General features: G+C 71.7%; 13 protein-coding genes. 5 read left to right on the forward strand and 8 right to left on the reverse strand.

Translation table 11 applies throughout. The annotated features are described in order from the left end of the window. Position 1: 1 nt before the first annotated feature. Both ACZ5K7_RS24120 and ACZ5K7_RS24125 read right to left on the reverse strand, forming a co-directional pair. The gene (locus tag ACZ5K7_RS24120; protein WP_468915990.1) at positions 2-1,315 is read right to left on the reverse strand and encodes a serine-threonine protein kinase; all 1,314 of its coding nucleotides are present in this window, start codon (positions 1,313-1,315) and stop codon (positions 2-4) included. A gap of 80 nt (positions 1,316-1,395) precedes the next feature. After that, positions 1,396-2,637 (reverse strand): exo-beta-N-acetylmuramidase NamZ family protein, encoded by a 1,242-nt coding sequence (locus ACZ5K7_RS24125; RefSeq protein ID WP_468915993.1) that lies wholly within the window; start codon positions 2,635-2,637, stop codon positions 1,396-1,398. Between the two features lie 251 nt (positions 2,638-2,888). On the opposite strand from ACZ5K7_RS24125, the gene ACZ5K7_RS24130 reads away from it, so the two are divergent. The 4 genes from ACZ5K7_RS24130 (at position 2,889) to ACZ5K7_RS24145 (ending at position 6,725) form a co-directional block, all read left to right on the forward strand. Next, positions 2,889-3,653, forward strand: coding sequence for an SDR family oxidoreductase (locus ACZ5K7_RS24130; protein ID WP_351699815.1), 765 nt, complete (start codon positions 2,889-2,891; stop codon positions 3,651-3,653). Beyond that, complete coding sequence (locus ACZ5K7_RS24135) at positions 3,650-5,326, forward strand: class I adenylate-forming enzyme family protein (RefSeq protein WP_468915995.1); 1,677 nt, start codon at positions 3,650-3,652, stop codon at positions 5,324-5,326. The genes ACZ5K7_RS24130 and ACZ5K7_RS24135 overlap by 4 nt, the downstream gene beginning before the upstream one ends. Before the next feature lie 29 nt (positions 5,327-5,355). Next, positions 5,356-5,949: a TetR/AcrR family transcriptional regulator gene (locus tag ACZ5K7_RS24140; RefSeq protein WP_089103029.1), complete on the forward strand. Its 594-nt coding sequence runs from the start codon at positions 5,356-5,358 to the stop codon at positions 5,947-5,949. 62 nt (positions 5,950-6,011) lie between these two features. Further along, a complete protein-coding gene (locus ACZ5K7_RS24145) occupies positions 6,012-6,725 on the forward strand; it encodes a methyltransferase domain-containing protein (protein ID WP_468915997.1) in 714 nt (237 codons plus the stop codon). A gap of 64 nt (positions 6,726-6,789) precedes the next feature. Here ACZ5K7_RS24145 and ACZ5K7_RS24150 read toward each other — a convergent pair whose 3' ends face one another. From ACZ5K7_RS24150 to ACZ5K7_RS24160, 3 genes are all read right to left on the reverse strand, one after another. Further along, positions 6,790-8,004 carry an acyl-CoA dehydrogenase family protein gene (locus ACZ5K7_RS24150; protein ID WP_351699859.1) on the reverse strand — a complete coding sequence of 405 codons (1,215 nt, stop codon included), beginning with the start codon at positions 8,002-8,004 and terminating at the stop codon, positions 6,790-6,792. 6 nt (positions 8,005-8,010) lie between these two features. Further along, positions 8,011-9,033 (reverse strand): phosphotransferase family protein, encoded by a 1,023-nt coding sequence (locus tag ACZ5K7_RS24155; RefSeq protein ID WP_468916000.1) that lies wholly within the window; start codon positions 9,031-9,033, stop codon positions 8,011-8,013. A 169-nt stretch (positions 9,034-9,202) separates the two neighbouring features. After that, entirely contained in the window at positions 9,203-9,502 is a 300-nt protein-coding gene (locus tag ACZ5K7_RS24160) for a hypothetical protein (protein WP_351699919.1), read from the reverse strand. A gap of 128 nt (positions 9,503-9,630) precedes the next feature. Here ACZ5K7_RS24160 and ACZ5K7_RS24165 point away from each other — a divergent pair, with 128 nt between their 5' ends. Next, positions 9,631-10,575 (forward strand): NADP-dependent oxidoreductase, encoded by a 945-nt coding sequence (locus ACZ5K7_RS24165; protein WP_351699921.1) that lies wholly within the window; start codon positions 9,631-9,633, stop codon positions 10,573-10,575. Between the two features lie 117 nt (positions 10,576-10,692). Here ACZ5K7_RS24165 and ACZ5K7_RS24170 read toward each other — a convergent pair whose 3' ends face one another. The 3 genes from ACZ5K7_RS24170 to ACZ5K7_RS24180 all read right to left on the reverse strand — a co-directional run bounded on the left by ACZ5K7_RS24170 (position 10,693) and on the right by ACZ5K7_RS24180 (position 12,132). Further along, positions 10,693-11,007 (reverse strand): DUF202 domain-containing protein, encoded by a 315-nt coding sequence (locus ACZ5K7_RS24170; RefSeq protein WP_468916004.1) that lies wholly within the window; start codon positions 11,005-11,007, stop codon positions 10,693-10,695. Further along, the gene (locus tag ACZ5K7_RS24175; RefSeq protein WP_351699925.1) at positions 11,004-11,396 is read right to left on the reverse strand and encodes a YidH family protein; all 393 of its coding nucleotides are present in this window, start codon (positions 11,394-11,396) and stop codon (positions 11,004-11,006) included. Before ACZ5K7_RS24175 ends, ACZ5K7_RS24170 begins: the two co-directional genes overlap by 4 nt. 226 nt (positions 11,397-11,622) lie before the next feature. After that, positions 11,623-12,132, reverse strand: a complete 510-nt coding sequence (locus tag ACZ5K7_RS24180; protein WP_351699927.1) for an NUDIX hydrolase — start codon at positions 12,130-12,132, stop codon at positions 11,623-11,625. Between the last annotated feature and the right edge of the window lie 10 nt (positions 12,133-12,142).

Consider the following 12,142-nt stretch of genomic DNA (forward strand, 5'->3'; position numbering starts at 1 on the left):
GTCACGCGATGCGCCCCGCCGCCAGTACCACCCTCGCCAGTTCGGGGTGCACGATGTCGCTGTGCGCTCCGGCCGGCGGGTCGCCCCTCTTCACGACCGCCGCCGCGTCGACGTTCACGCAACCCGGCGCGGCGAGCGGGCCGCGCAGGGCCGCCGCCAGGTCCAGCGACCGGGTGCCCGGCACCGCCTGCACCCCGTCGTGCCCCATCGCACCCCACCTGGCGCCCAGCGCCCCGCCCACGTCCAGCACCGACTCGCAGTCGTCCGCCATCCGCGAGGCCAGCGGATACATCGTGCCGAGCGCCCCGTCGAAGCGGGAGTAGCAGCACACCAGCGGACCGTCGATCCGGTTCTCCTGGCCCTGCAGCACCCCGCCCGCGCGCGCGTCGTGGGGCAGCCGGGCGGCGAACGCGTAGTGCGAGAAGGCCCCTTGCAGCAGCGTCACGGACTTCACCGTGCGCACCCCGTCCGGCAGTCCGCGCAGCGCGAACGACACCAGCCGGCCGCCGAAGCTGTGCCCGACCAGATGCACCCGCACCCCCGGGGCCGCCTCGGCCAGCTGCCCGATCACCCGCCCGAGCCCACGCTCCCCGACGGTCCCCGCGCGCCGCTTCATTGCGTAGTACGTCGCCTGCCGCAGCAGCTCCTTCGCGCCGTCCCAGGGACTGGGCAGCGCGAACTCCGCCGCACCGGCGCCCTGCCGGACGGCAGCCAGTGTCTGCGCGAACTCCTCGCACAGTGTCGTCGTGTCCCCGGTGAACAGCACCGGCTCGCTCTGCGGGACACCCTCCGCGAGCGTGTCCGCCGCGAACAGGGGCTGGGGTCCGCCCGGCAGGACCTCGACGAGCAGCCGTACAAGGCGGCCGAACTCCTCCAACTCGCCACCCGGGCGCTGGTCCAGCATCCGGGCGATCTGGTCGACCACGGTGGCCCGCCCCGGGAACGTCTCGAAAAGCGCGTGCCGGGTGTCCTTGTCGAGGACGGGGGCCGGTCTCTCCTCCGCCTCCGAGGCCACCACGGACTTCGGGAAGTCCGGGATCGGCTCGTCGCAGAACCGCATCGACGGCCACACCACCCCGACGTACCCGATCCGCGCCTTCGGCGCGAGCTTCGGGATCGGCGCGAAGAACCGCCGGTACAGGGAGGTCGCGCCCGAACGGTCGTTGTTCCAGCCGTGCGCGAAGACGATCAGGTCATGGACACCATGGGCCCTGACCTCGCCCAGCAGCCGGTCGCGTTCGGCGCCGTCCGGGTCGCCGTCGGCGTCGAAGGTCAGCTCCCAGTAGGGAGCGACGCTCATCCCAGGATCCGCCATACCAGGCTCCTCGTCCCCAGAACCGGTGCGATGTGCGCGCATCGTCCCGCCGCCGGGCAAGGTTGGCCATACAACGCGCCTCACCTGTAGAGCAGAAATTCCTTTCGAATCCGGCGGAACGCGGCGAGTTCGTCCTGCCAGGCACCGACGATCTCGTCCGTGCCCGCGCCCGCGTCGGTCATCGTGCGCACGGTCGTGGATCCGGTGAGCTTGTCGATCCAGTTGTCCGACCGCCAGGCGAAGTCCCCCCACACCTTCTTGGCGGTCACCAGGAGCGCGATCCCGGTCCGTACCGGGTCGTAGGCGGCCCGGTCGTGCACATGGAGCTGCACCCCGCCGACCGTCCTGCCCTGGAACTTGGAGAACGTGGGCGCGAAGTACGCCTCCCGGAACCGCACGCCCGGCAGCCCGAGTCCGTTGACGGCGGCCGCCCACCGCGCGTCGATGCCCTCCGCGCCCAGCAGTTCGAAGGGGCGGGTCGTGCCGCGCCCCTCGGACAGGTTCGTGCCCTCGAAGAGACAGGTCCCCGAGTAGACGAGGGCGGTGTCCGGGGTGGGCATGTTGGGGCTCGGCGGCACCCAGGGCAGTCCGTAGGCGTCGTAGAAGCGGTCGCGCCGCCAGCCCGTCATCGTCACGACGTCCAGCGCGACCGGGCTGCTCAGGAACTCCGCGTTGAACAGCTTCGCCAGCTCGGCGACCGTCATCCCGTGTGCCTGCGCGATCGGCTGCCGGCCGACGAAACTGGCGAACTCCCGGTGCAGGACCGGGCCCTGGGCGGTGCGCCCGGTCACCGGGTTGGGGCGGTCGAGCACGACGAACCGCTTGCCCGCCAGCTGGGCGGCCTCCATGCAGTCGTACAGCGTCCAGATGTACGTGTAGAAGCGGGCGCCGACGTCCTGGATGTCGAAGACGACCGTGTCCACGCCGGAGGCGGTGAAGACGTCGGCGAGGGGCCGGCCGCTCTTGAGGTAGGTGTCGTAGACGGGGAGGCCGGTCGCCGGGTCGTCGTAGCGGCCTTCGGAGCCGCCGGCCTGGGCGGTACCGCGGAAACCGTGTTCCGGGCCGAAGACAGCGGTGAGGTGTGCGCGGGGATCGGCGTGCATGACGTCGACGATGTGGCGGACGTCGGTGGTGATGCCGGTGGGGTTGGTGACGATACCGACCTTTTGGGCGGCGAGGAGGGCGTAGCCGTCGGCGGAGAGGTGGTCGAAACCGGTCTTGAGGCTGCCGTGGGCGTCGGCTGTGGTTGCCGTGGGTACGGCTGTCACGGCCGCCGCCGTTGCAGTGGCCGCGGTGAGCAGACTTCGTCGGGACGGGCGCATGGGGGTGGCCTCCGTGGTCGTCCGGGTGCGGGTCGGGTGTGGCTGGTCGCGCAGTTCCCCGCGCCCCTTGGGGGTTGCGGTCGCCGCGTGTCGGACAGCGGCCCCGTGCCCCTCGGGGGTGCGGTCGTCGCGTGTCGGACAGTGGCCCCGCGTCCTTAGGGGGTGTGACGGTCGCCCTTTTCTCAAACATACCGACCGGTTAGTGTGTCCATGCTGAGCCGAGTCTGGTCGCGTCGTGTCGAAGGAGACCGATGGTGGGAGCCGTGCAAGATGCCCGAGTCGTCGTCACCGGGGCGGGAGGCGGCATCGGGGCCGCCCTCGCCCGGCGGTTCGCCGCCGAAGGCGCCCGCGTCGTCGTGAACGACCTGGACGGGGACAGGGCGGCCGCCGTCGCCGAGGAGATCGGCGGGATCGCCGTTCCGGGTGACGCGTCCGGCATCGTCGGAGCCGCCCGGGACGCGCTCGGCGGGAGCGTCGACGTCTACTGCGCCAACGCCGGTCTCGCCTCCGGCGGGTCCGAGGCGGCCGCGGACACCGTCTGGGCCTCCGCCTGGGACGTCAACGTCATGGCGCACGTGCGGGCCGCGCAGGAACTGCTCCCGGACTGGCTGGAGCGGGGGAGCGGGCGGTTCGTGTCCACCGTGTCCGCCGCCGGGCTGCTCACCATGATCGGGGCCGCGCCGTACAGCGTCACCAAGCACGCCGCGTACGCCTTCGCCGAGTGGCTGTCGCTCACGTACCGGCACCGCGGTCTCAAGGTGCACGCCATCTGCCCGCAGGGCGTCCGGACCGACATGCTCGCCGCCACCGGCAGCGCGGGCGACCTGGTGCTCCAGCCGACCGCCATCGAGCCGGACGCGGTCGCGGAGGCCCTGTTCAAGGGGATGGCGGAGGACCGGTTCCTGATCCTGCCGCACCCCGAGGTCGCCGACTTCTACCAGGCGCGGGCCACCGACCCGGACCGCTGGCTGACGAACATGAACCACATCCAGCAGAAGTGGGAGGCCACCCGGTGAGCGAGTCGACGACCGAGTCCTTCTACGCCGGCCGGCCCTGGGTGGCGCTGCTCAACGACGCCCAGCGGGGGCCGGTCGATCCGCCCGCCTCGCTGGTGCACGCCCTGCGGGCCGCTGTGGCCGAGGCACCCGACCGCACCTGCCTCGCCTACTTCGACGCCCGCCTCAGCTTCCGCGAGGTCGACGAGCTGAGCGACTCGGTCGCCGCCCATCTCGTCGAGCGCGGTGTGCAGCGCGGCGACCGGGTCGCCGTAATCCTGCAGAACTCGCCGCACTTCGTGCTCGCGCTGCTCGGCGCCTGGAAGGCGGGCGCGACCGTCGTGCCGGTCAACCCGATGTACAAGTCGGGGGAGGTCTCCCACGTCCTGCGGGACGGCGAGGTGACCGCGCTGGTCTGCTCGCAGCGGGCCTGGGAGTCGTATCTGCGCGACACGGCCGCCGACTCGCCGGTGCGGATCGTGCTCACCACGAGCGAACTGGACTTCCAGACGCGAGACGACGCGCGCGTGCTGACCTTCGAACGGCTGCCGCAGGCCGCCGACGCCGAGGACCTGGTCGCCGTCGCGCGGCAGGGCGGGAAGGCCCCCGAGGGACGCGACCCGGTACCGTCCGACATCGCGCTGATCAGCTACACCTCGGGGACGAGCGGCGCTCCCAAGGGCGCCACCAACCTGCACAGCAACATCATGTACAACGCGGAACGACAGCGGACCGGGCTGGCGCTGCCGGAGGCGCCGGTCTACTACGCCCTCGCGCCCCTCTTCCACATCACCGGCATGGTCTGTCAGCTCTGCGCCTGCCTCACCAGTGTGGGCACGCTCGTGCTGACGTACCGCTTCGAGCCGGGCCTGGTCCTGGAGGCGTTCGCCGAGCACCGCCCGCAGTACACCGTGGGCCCCTCCACGGCCTTCATGGCCCTGGCCGCCCACCCGGACGTCACCCCGGAGCACTTCGCCTCCTTCGTCAACATCTCGTCCGGTGGCGCACCGCTGCCGCCGGCCCTGGTGGAGAAGTTCCGCGCCGGGTTCGGGCCGTACATCCGCAACGGCTACGGGCTGACCGAGTGCACCGCGCCCTGCGCCTCCGTGCCGCCGGAGCTGGAAGCGCCCGTCGACCCGGTCTCCGGGACCCTCGCCGTCGGGGTGCCCGGCCCCGACACGGTCGTGCGCATCATCGACGACGAGGGCAACGAGGTGCCCTTCGGCGAGCAGGGCGAGATCACCGTACGCGGGCCGCAGGTGGTGCCCGGGTACTGGCGGCGGCCCGAGGCCACCGCCGAGACCTTCCCGGACGGCGAACTGCGCACCGGCGACATCGGCTTCATGGACGCGCAGGGCTGGCTGTACGTCGTCGACCGCAAGAAGGACATGATCAACGCGTCCGGCTTCAAGGTCTGGCCGCGCGAGGTCGAGGACGTGCTGTACACCCACCCGGCGGTGCGCGAGGCGGCCGTCGTCGGGGTGCCCGACGGGTACCGCGGGGAGACCGTCAAGGCCTACATCAGTCTTCGCCCGGGTAGTGCAACCGATCCGGACGATCTCGCCCTCTATTGCAAGGAGAGACTGGCCGCTTACAAATATCCGCGCCAGGTGGAGATCCTGCCCGACCTGCCGAAGACGGCAAGTGGGAAGATCCTCCGACGGGAACTTCGTTCCCGACCGCAACAGGGTTAGTGGATTTACGAGAAAGGCAGGTGGCGGCAGTGCCCAGGACGACGGACGGAGACGGGGCTCCTGTTCCGCAGCGGCTTCTTGCCGCCGCCACCCGGCTCTTCGCGGAGCAGGGGTATGACCGCACCTCCGTGCAGGAGATCGTGGAGGCGGCCGGCGTCACGAAGGGGGCCCTGTACCACTACTTCGGCTCCAAGGACGACCTCCTGCACGAGGTGTACGCGCGCGTGCTGCGCGTCCAGCAGGAGCGGCTCGACGCCTTCGCGAACGCGGACGAGCCGATCGAGAAGCGGCTGCGGGGCGCGGCGGCGGACGTGGTCGTCACGACCATCGAGAACCTCGACGACGCGATGATCTTCTTCCGCTCCATGCACCACCTGAGCCCGGAGAAGAACAAGCAGGTGCGCGCCGAGCGTCGGCGCTACCACGAACGCTTCCGCGCGCTCGTCGAGGAGGGCCAGCGTGAGGGCGTCTTCTCCACGGCGACCCCGGCCGACCTCGTCGTCGACTACCACTTCGGCTCGGTGCACCACCTGTCGACCTGGTACCGCCCCGACGGCCCCATGGCCCCGCAGGAGGTCGCCGACCACCTGGCCGACCTGCTGCTGCGAGCACTGCGGCCCTGAGCCTTCCGACCGGTGCTCCACCTGGTGGCGGCGGACGGACACGTGCGCATAGTCTCGCCCGCATGGCAGATGCGTTTGCGGGCGTCCGGCTGCTCGGCCCGCCAGTGACCGACGGCGAGTACATCGCGTTGAGTGAGCACGAGACGGTGCACCTGCACGAGTACACGCGGATCTACGCCGTGCCCGGCCTCTACGAGCACGTCGTCCAGGACCGGTTGCGGTGCACATCGCCGCAGGTCGCGGCGGAGGGTTTCCTGCGCGTCGCCGCGAGCCTCGGGCTGGATCCGGGGTCGATGACGGTGCTGGACGTGGGCTCCGGCACCGGACTGGTCGGCGAACTCGTGCGGCGCGGAGGCGTTGCCCGGGTGGTCGGCGTCGACGCGCTGCCGGCGGCGCGCGAGGCGTGTCTGCGCGACCGGCCGGGCGTCTACGCCGACTACGTGGTCGGCGACTTCCAGCTCGGCGACGGACTCCGTGAGGCACTACGCCCGTACGCGTTCGGCGGGTTGGTGTCGGCCGGCGCGTTCGGCGGCACGCACGCCACACCGCGGGCGCTGGTCAACGCACTCGGGGTGCTGCCGTCGGGCGCGCCCGTGGCCTTCACCCTCCACGAGCAGTGGATGGACGAAGCGGATCCGGACGGGTTCGGCGTCGCCGTCGAGCGACTGGTGGCCGAAGGACGTCTCGAACTGCTGGAACGAACCCGGTTCCAGCACCGGGTGACGACGACCGGTGAGCCGATCTTCTACCAGCTCCTGGTGGGCCGGACGGGCTGAGGTGGACTGCGACGGGCCGGTGCGGGCATCTCCGATGCCGCACCGGCCCCGAACCGCCCGTCGCCTACAGGTACTTCTTCAGCTCCCGGCGGGCCAGCGAGCGCTGGTGCACCTCGTCCGGGCCGTCGGCGATCATCAGAGTGCGGGCCCCGGCGTACAGGTCGGCCAGCGGGAAGTCCTGGCTGACACCGCCGGCGCCGTGCAGCTGGATCGCCCGGTCGATGATGTCGACGACCGCACGCGGCGTGGCGATCTTGATGGCCTGGATCTCGGCGTGGGCACCCCGGTTGCCGACGGTGTCCATCAGCCAGGCCGTCTTGAGGACCAGCAGCCGCAGCTGCTCGACCGTCACCCGGGCGTCGGCGATCCAGTTGTGCACCACACCCTGCTGGGCCAGCGCCTTGCCGAAGGCCTGGCGGGAGACGGCCCGCCGGCACATCAGCTCGATCGCCCGCTCGGCCATGCCGATCAGCCGCATGCAGTGGTGGATACGGCCGGGGCCGAGCCGGGCCTGGGCGATGGCGAAACCGCCGCCCTCCTCGCCGACCAGGTTCGACACCGGCACGCGCGCGTGGTCGAAGACCACCTCGGCGTGGCCGCCGTGCGCGTGGTCCTCGTAGCCGAAGACCTTCATCGCCCGCTTCACGGTGACGCCCGGGGTGTCGCGCGGGACCAGGACCATGGACTGCTGGCGCCGGATGTCGGCGCCGTCCGGGTCGGTCTTGCCCATCACGATGAAGATCTTGCAGTCCGGGTTCATCGCCCCGGAGATGTACCACTTGCGGCCGGTGATGACGTAGTCGTCGCCGTCCCGCTCGATGTGGGTGGTGATGTTGGTGGCGTCGGAGGAGGCCACCTCCGGCTCGGTCATCGCGAACGCGGACCGGATCTCCCCGGCGAGGAGCGGCTCCAGCCACTGCTTCTTCTGCGCGTCGTCGGCGAACTGGGCCAGCACCTCCATGTTGCCGGTGTCCGGGGCCGCGCAGTTCAGCGCGGTGGGCGCCAGGTGCGGGGAGCGGCCGGTGATCTCGGCGAGGGGCGCGTACTGGAGGTTGGTGAGACCCGCGCCGTACTCGGCGTCGGGCAGGAAGAGGTTCCACAGGCCCTGCCTGCGCGCCTCCGCCTTCAGCTCCTCGACCACGGCCGGGGTGTCCCACGGCGAGGCCAGCGCGGCCCGCTGCTCCTCGGCGACCGCCTCGGCCGGGTAGACGTACTCGTCCATGAAGGCGAGAAGCTTGGCGCGCAGTTCCTCGGTGCGCGCGTCGAACGCGAAGTCCATGGCCGGTCAGCCTTCCTGAAGAGTGGTCAGTCCGTGGTCGATGAAGACGGGGACGAGTTCGCCGATGCGGTCGAAGCCCTGCCCGAGGGTCTGGCCCTGCGTGTACCGGTAGTGGATGCCCTCCAGGATCACCGCGAGCTTGAACCAGGCGAACGCCGTGTACCAGGAGATGTGCGTGACGTCCCGCCCCGAGCGGGCCGCGTAGCGCTCGACCAGTTCCCGCGGGTCCGGGTGGCCGGGCGCCTCGGCGGTCGTCGACACCGGCGAGTCGGGCGCGCCCAGCGGCTGGCTGTACATCACCAGCAGGCCCAGGTCGGTCAGCGGGTCGCCGAGCGTGGACATCTCCCAGTCGAGGATCGCCCTGATCGTGTCGTCGTCGCCGATCAGCACGTTGTCGAGGCGGTAGTCGCCGTGGATCACCGTGGGCGCGGGGGAGTCGGGCAGCCGGCGTCCCAGGGTGGCGTGCAGCTCGTCGATGCCGGCCAGCTCACGGTTGCGGGAGGCGTCCAGTTGCTTGCCCCAGCGGCGCAGCTGCCGGTCCAGGAAGCCCTCGGGGCGCCCGAAGTCGGCGAGGCCGACCTGCTCCGGGTCCACGGAGTGCAGCTCGACGAGCGTGTCGACGAGGGACAGCACGGCGTTCCGGGTGCGCTCGGGGCCCAGCGGGATCAGCTGTTCGGAGGTGCGGTACGGGGTGCCCGCCACGAACTCCATCACGTAGAACGGCGCGCCGAGGACCTCCGTGTCCTCGCACAGCAGCACCGGCCGCGGCACCGGCACCTCGGTCGGGTACAGGGCGCTGATCACCCGGTGCTCGCGCTTCATGTCGTGCGCGGTGGCCAGGACGTGGCCCAGCGGCGGCCGTCGTACGACCCACTTCGAGGTGGAGTCGGAGACCGCGTAGGTGAGGTTGGACCGACCGCCCTCGATCAGCCTTCCGGTCAGTGGACCGGCCACCAGGCCGGGGCGCTCGCGGTCGAGCAGCCCGCGCAGCCGGTCGAGATCCAGTCCGGGCGGGTGGTCGGGGCTCATGCATCGCTCCTACGAACGAGTGAACAGGACCCGACTCATGATGCCGACCAGTCGGTATGTCGTCCAGTCGGTGAGCCAAACGTGACCGGGACCACCCTGTGACCCGGCCGAAGAGTGACGGCTCCCCGCGCGCGCAGAGCGGGGAGCCGTCGTCCGGGGCGGGAGCGTCTCAGTGGTCGTCCCAGTGGCCGTTGTGCTCGGCGTGCCGGTGGCCGTCGTGCAGATAGTCGATGTGGTCGCCGTGCAGCACGCCGGTGTGGCCGCAGCCGTCGCCGTGCCGGTGGTCGTGGGCCTCGTGGGCGACGTGCCCGGCGGGCTCGCACTCGTCCCAGTGGCCGCCGTGCTCGCGGTGCAGATGCCCGTTGTGCGCGTAGTCGACGTGGTCGCCGTGCGGCACCTGGTCGTGCCCGCAGCCCGGTCCGTGGCTGTGGCCGTGTGCGGTGTGTTCCTGATGAAGGGTGGTGGTCATGGTGTGTCGCCTTCAGCGGTACGGGGTGAGGAAGGTGGCGTGCTGCCGACGGACAGGCTGCCACGCGAACGGCACATATGCGGGCATCCCGGTTGCGTGGCGTCCGAGTACACCGGAGGGTCGTCTGTATGAAGGGCATCAGCTACAGCCGGTACGGCGGACCCGATGTGCTGGAGTACGGCGAGGTCAAGGACCCGAAGGTCGGCCCCGACTCGGTGCTGGTGAAGGTCCGGGCGGCCGCTGTCAACCCGGTCGACTGGAAGTGCCGGGAGGGCCATCTGCACGGCATCATGGACGCCGTCTTCCCGGTGATCCCCGGCTGGGACGTGTCGGGCGTCGTCGTCCAGCCGGGCCCGGCCGTGACCGAGTTCGCGGTCGGCGACGAGGTGATCGGCTACGTCCGCGAGGACTTCCTCTCCCGGGGCACCTTCGCCGAGTACGTCGCCGCCCCGGTGCGCACCCTCGCCCGCAAGCCGCGCAACCTCTCCTTCGAGGAGGCCGCGGGGCTGCCGCTGGCCGGCCTCACCGCCTACCAGGTGCTGGTCCACGCCCTGGAGGTCAAGCGCGGCGAGACGGTCCTGGTGCACGCCGCCGCCGGCGGGGTCGGCTCCCTCGCGGTCCAGATCGCGGCCCACCTCGGTGCCCGGGTCATCGGTACGGCGAGCGAACGCAACCACGACTTCGTACGGGGCCTCGGCGGCGAGCCGGTGACCTACGGCCAGGGCCTGACCGAACGGGTCCGGGGACTGGCCCCGGAGGGCGTGGCCGCCGTCTTCGACACCGTCGGCGGGGATGCTCTGACCGTCTCGGCGAATCTGCTCGCCCCCGAGGGCCGGATGGCCTCGATCGCCGACCCGGACGTCGTCGACTTCGGCGGCCGCTACTGCTGGGCGCGCCCCGACGCCGAGGACCTGACGCGGCTCGCCGCGCTCGCGGAACAGGGCGCGGTGACCGTCCATGTGACCGAGACGTTTCCGCTGAAGCGGGCGTCCGACGCGCACCGGCGCAGCGAGGAGGGACGCACCCGGGGCAAGCTGGTGGTCACGGTGGAGTGGCCGGAGGAGGAGGGCTAGGTCCACGGCCTTCGGGGCGGGAGGGCTGGGCCCACGGCCTACGGGGCGCCTGGGGCGCCCGTACGACCGGTGCGGCGACGCCCCGGGGCTGTACGACCAGCGCGGCGACGCCCCGGGCTATACGACCAGTGCGGCGGCGCAGAGGGCGACGGCGACCGTGCACAGCACCGCGGCGGTCGCCTGCCGCGGGGCCAGCGCCGAGGGGCGGTCGGTGGCCGCCAGGGCGCGGATACGGCGGTTGGCGACGAGGAGGAAGCCCAGCCACAGGACGCAGCAGGCCGCGCAGGTGAGGACGCCGCCGGCCGAGGCGCTGCCGTGCAGGGCGGTCTTCGCCGCGAGTACGGCGGCGACGGTCGCCGACAGGGTCGTACGACGCCAGGCCAGCCGGGTCCGCTCCGGCTGAAGCCCCGGGTCGCGGGCCGGCGCCGTCATCCCTCCCACCCGACGAGCACCACGACGACCATCGCGACGGCGACCACGGCGACGACCACGCCGAGCAGGGCAGGGAACCGGGAGACCGGCAGGTCCTCGCCGCGCCGCATCGCCCGCTCGCAGCGCATCCAGTGGTTCACGGCCCGCAGTGAGCACAGCACGCCGGCGGCGAGGAGCGCGAGCGCGAGACCGACCCGCCAGGCGAAGCGGAGGTCGGGCAGGAACTGGTCCACGGCGAAGCCGCCGCCGATCAGGGCGAGGGCGGTGCGCAGCCAGGCCAGGAAGGTCCGCTCGTTGGCGAGGGAGAAACGGTAGTCGGGGGTCGTTCCTTCCTGGCGCACCTCTTCGGGGGCAAACCACAGGCGGACGTTCCGTACGAATTCGATCACATGCAGGGACCCTACCGGGGAGAAGGCCGAGGTTCGGCTGTGGGTGGGTGGGGGTTGCTCGCGCAGTTCCCCGCGCCCCTTACGGGGCCCGTCGCAGCCGCGGGCAGTCGTGCCTCCAGTGCCTCAAGGGCCTGGGGGGGTGCCCCCAGGCGGCAACGGTGGGCGCTGGGGGTACCCCCTCTGGGGGGGACCCGGCAAGCGCCGGTAAGCGTCCCCACCCTCCACCTCAGCCCCGCCACTCCCGCAGCCTCTCCCACGCCGCCAGCCCGTCCGGGACCCACTCCCACTCCCCGAGCCGCGAGGCGAGCTCCTCCGGCGTCAGGAAGTCGTGCCAGGCCACCTCCTCCACCTGCGGCCGTACCGGCAGCTCGCAGGGGACCTCGTACACCGCCGACCACCAGCTGTGCCCGGCGCCGTCGTCGTACCGGAACTTGAAGAGGTACGTCGGGCGGGGCAGCCCGGACACGCCCAGTTCCTCCTCGGCCTCCCGCAGCGCCGCGTCGTCGTAGGACTCGCCCGCGCCGACCACGCCCCCGACGAACATGTCGTACAGGGAGGGGAAGACCAGCTTGGTCGCGGTGCGGCGGTGGACGAAGACGCGGCCGGCGGCGTCGCGGGCCAGGATGAAGACGCAGCGGTGGCGCAGCCCCCGGGCGTACGCCTCACCGCGGGGTGCCTGTCCGATCACCCGGTCGTGCTCGTCGACGATGTCGAGGATTTCGTCAGCAGGCTTCATGCCGCCATCC

The organism is Streptomyces sp. NPDC031497 (assembly GCF_055580905.1).

Coding starts and splice junctions, on each gene's coding strand:
- ACZ5K7_RS24120 (WP_468915990.1), bottom strand. CDS start 1,315: ATGGCGGATCCTGGGATGAGCGTCGCTCCCTACTGGGAGCTGACCTTC.
- ACZ5K7_RS24125 (WP_468915993.1), bottom strand. CDS start 2,637: ATGCGCCCGTCCCGACGAAGTCTGCTCACCGCGGCCACTGCAACGGCG.
- ACZ5K7_RS24130 (WP_351699815.1), top strand. CDS start 2,889: ATGGTGGGAGCCGTGCAAGATGCCCGAGTCGTCGTCACCGGGGCGGGA.
- ACZ5K7_RS24145 (WP_468915997.1), top strand. CDS start 6,012: ATGGCAGATGCGTTTGCGGGCGTCCGGCTGCTCGGCCCGCCAGTGACC.
- ACZ5K7_RS24150 (WP_351699859.1), bottom strand. CDS start 8,004: ATGGACTTCGCGTTCGACGCGCGCACCGAGGAACTGCGCGCCAAGCTT.
- ACZ5K7_RS24155 (WP_468916000.1), bottom strand. CDS start 9,033: ATGAGCCCCGACCACCCGCCCGGACTGGATCTCGACCGGCTGCGCGGG.
- ACZ5K7_RS24160 (WP_351699919.1), bottom strand. CDS start 9,502: ATGACCACCACCCTTCATCAGGAACACACCGCACACGGCCACAGCCAC.
- ACZ5K7_RS24165 (WP_351699921.1), top strand. CDS start 9,631: ATGAAGGGCATCAGCTACAGCCGGTACGGCGGACCCGATGTGCTGGAG.
- ACZ5K7_RS24170 (WP_468916004.1), bottom strand. CDS start 11,007: ATGACGGCGCCGGCCCGCGACCCGGGGCTTCAGCCGGAGCGGACCCGG.
- ACZ5K7_RS24180 (WP_351699927.1), bottom strand. CDS start 12,132: ATGAAGCCTGCTGACGAAATCCTCGACATCGTCGACGAGCACGACCGG.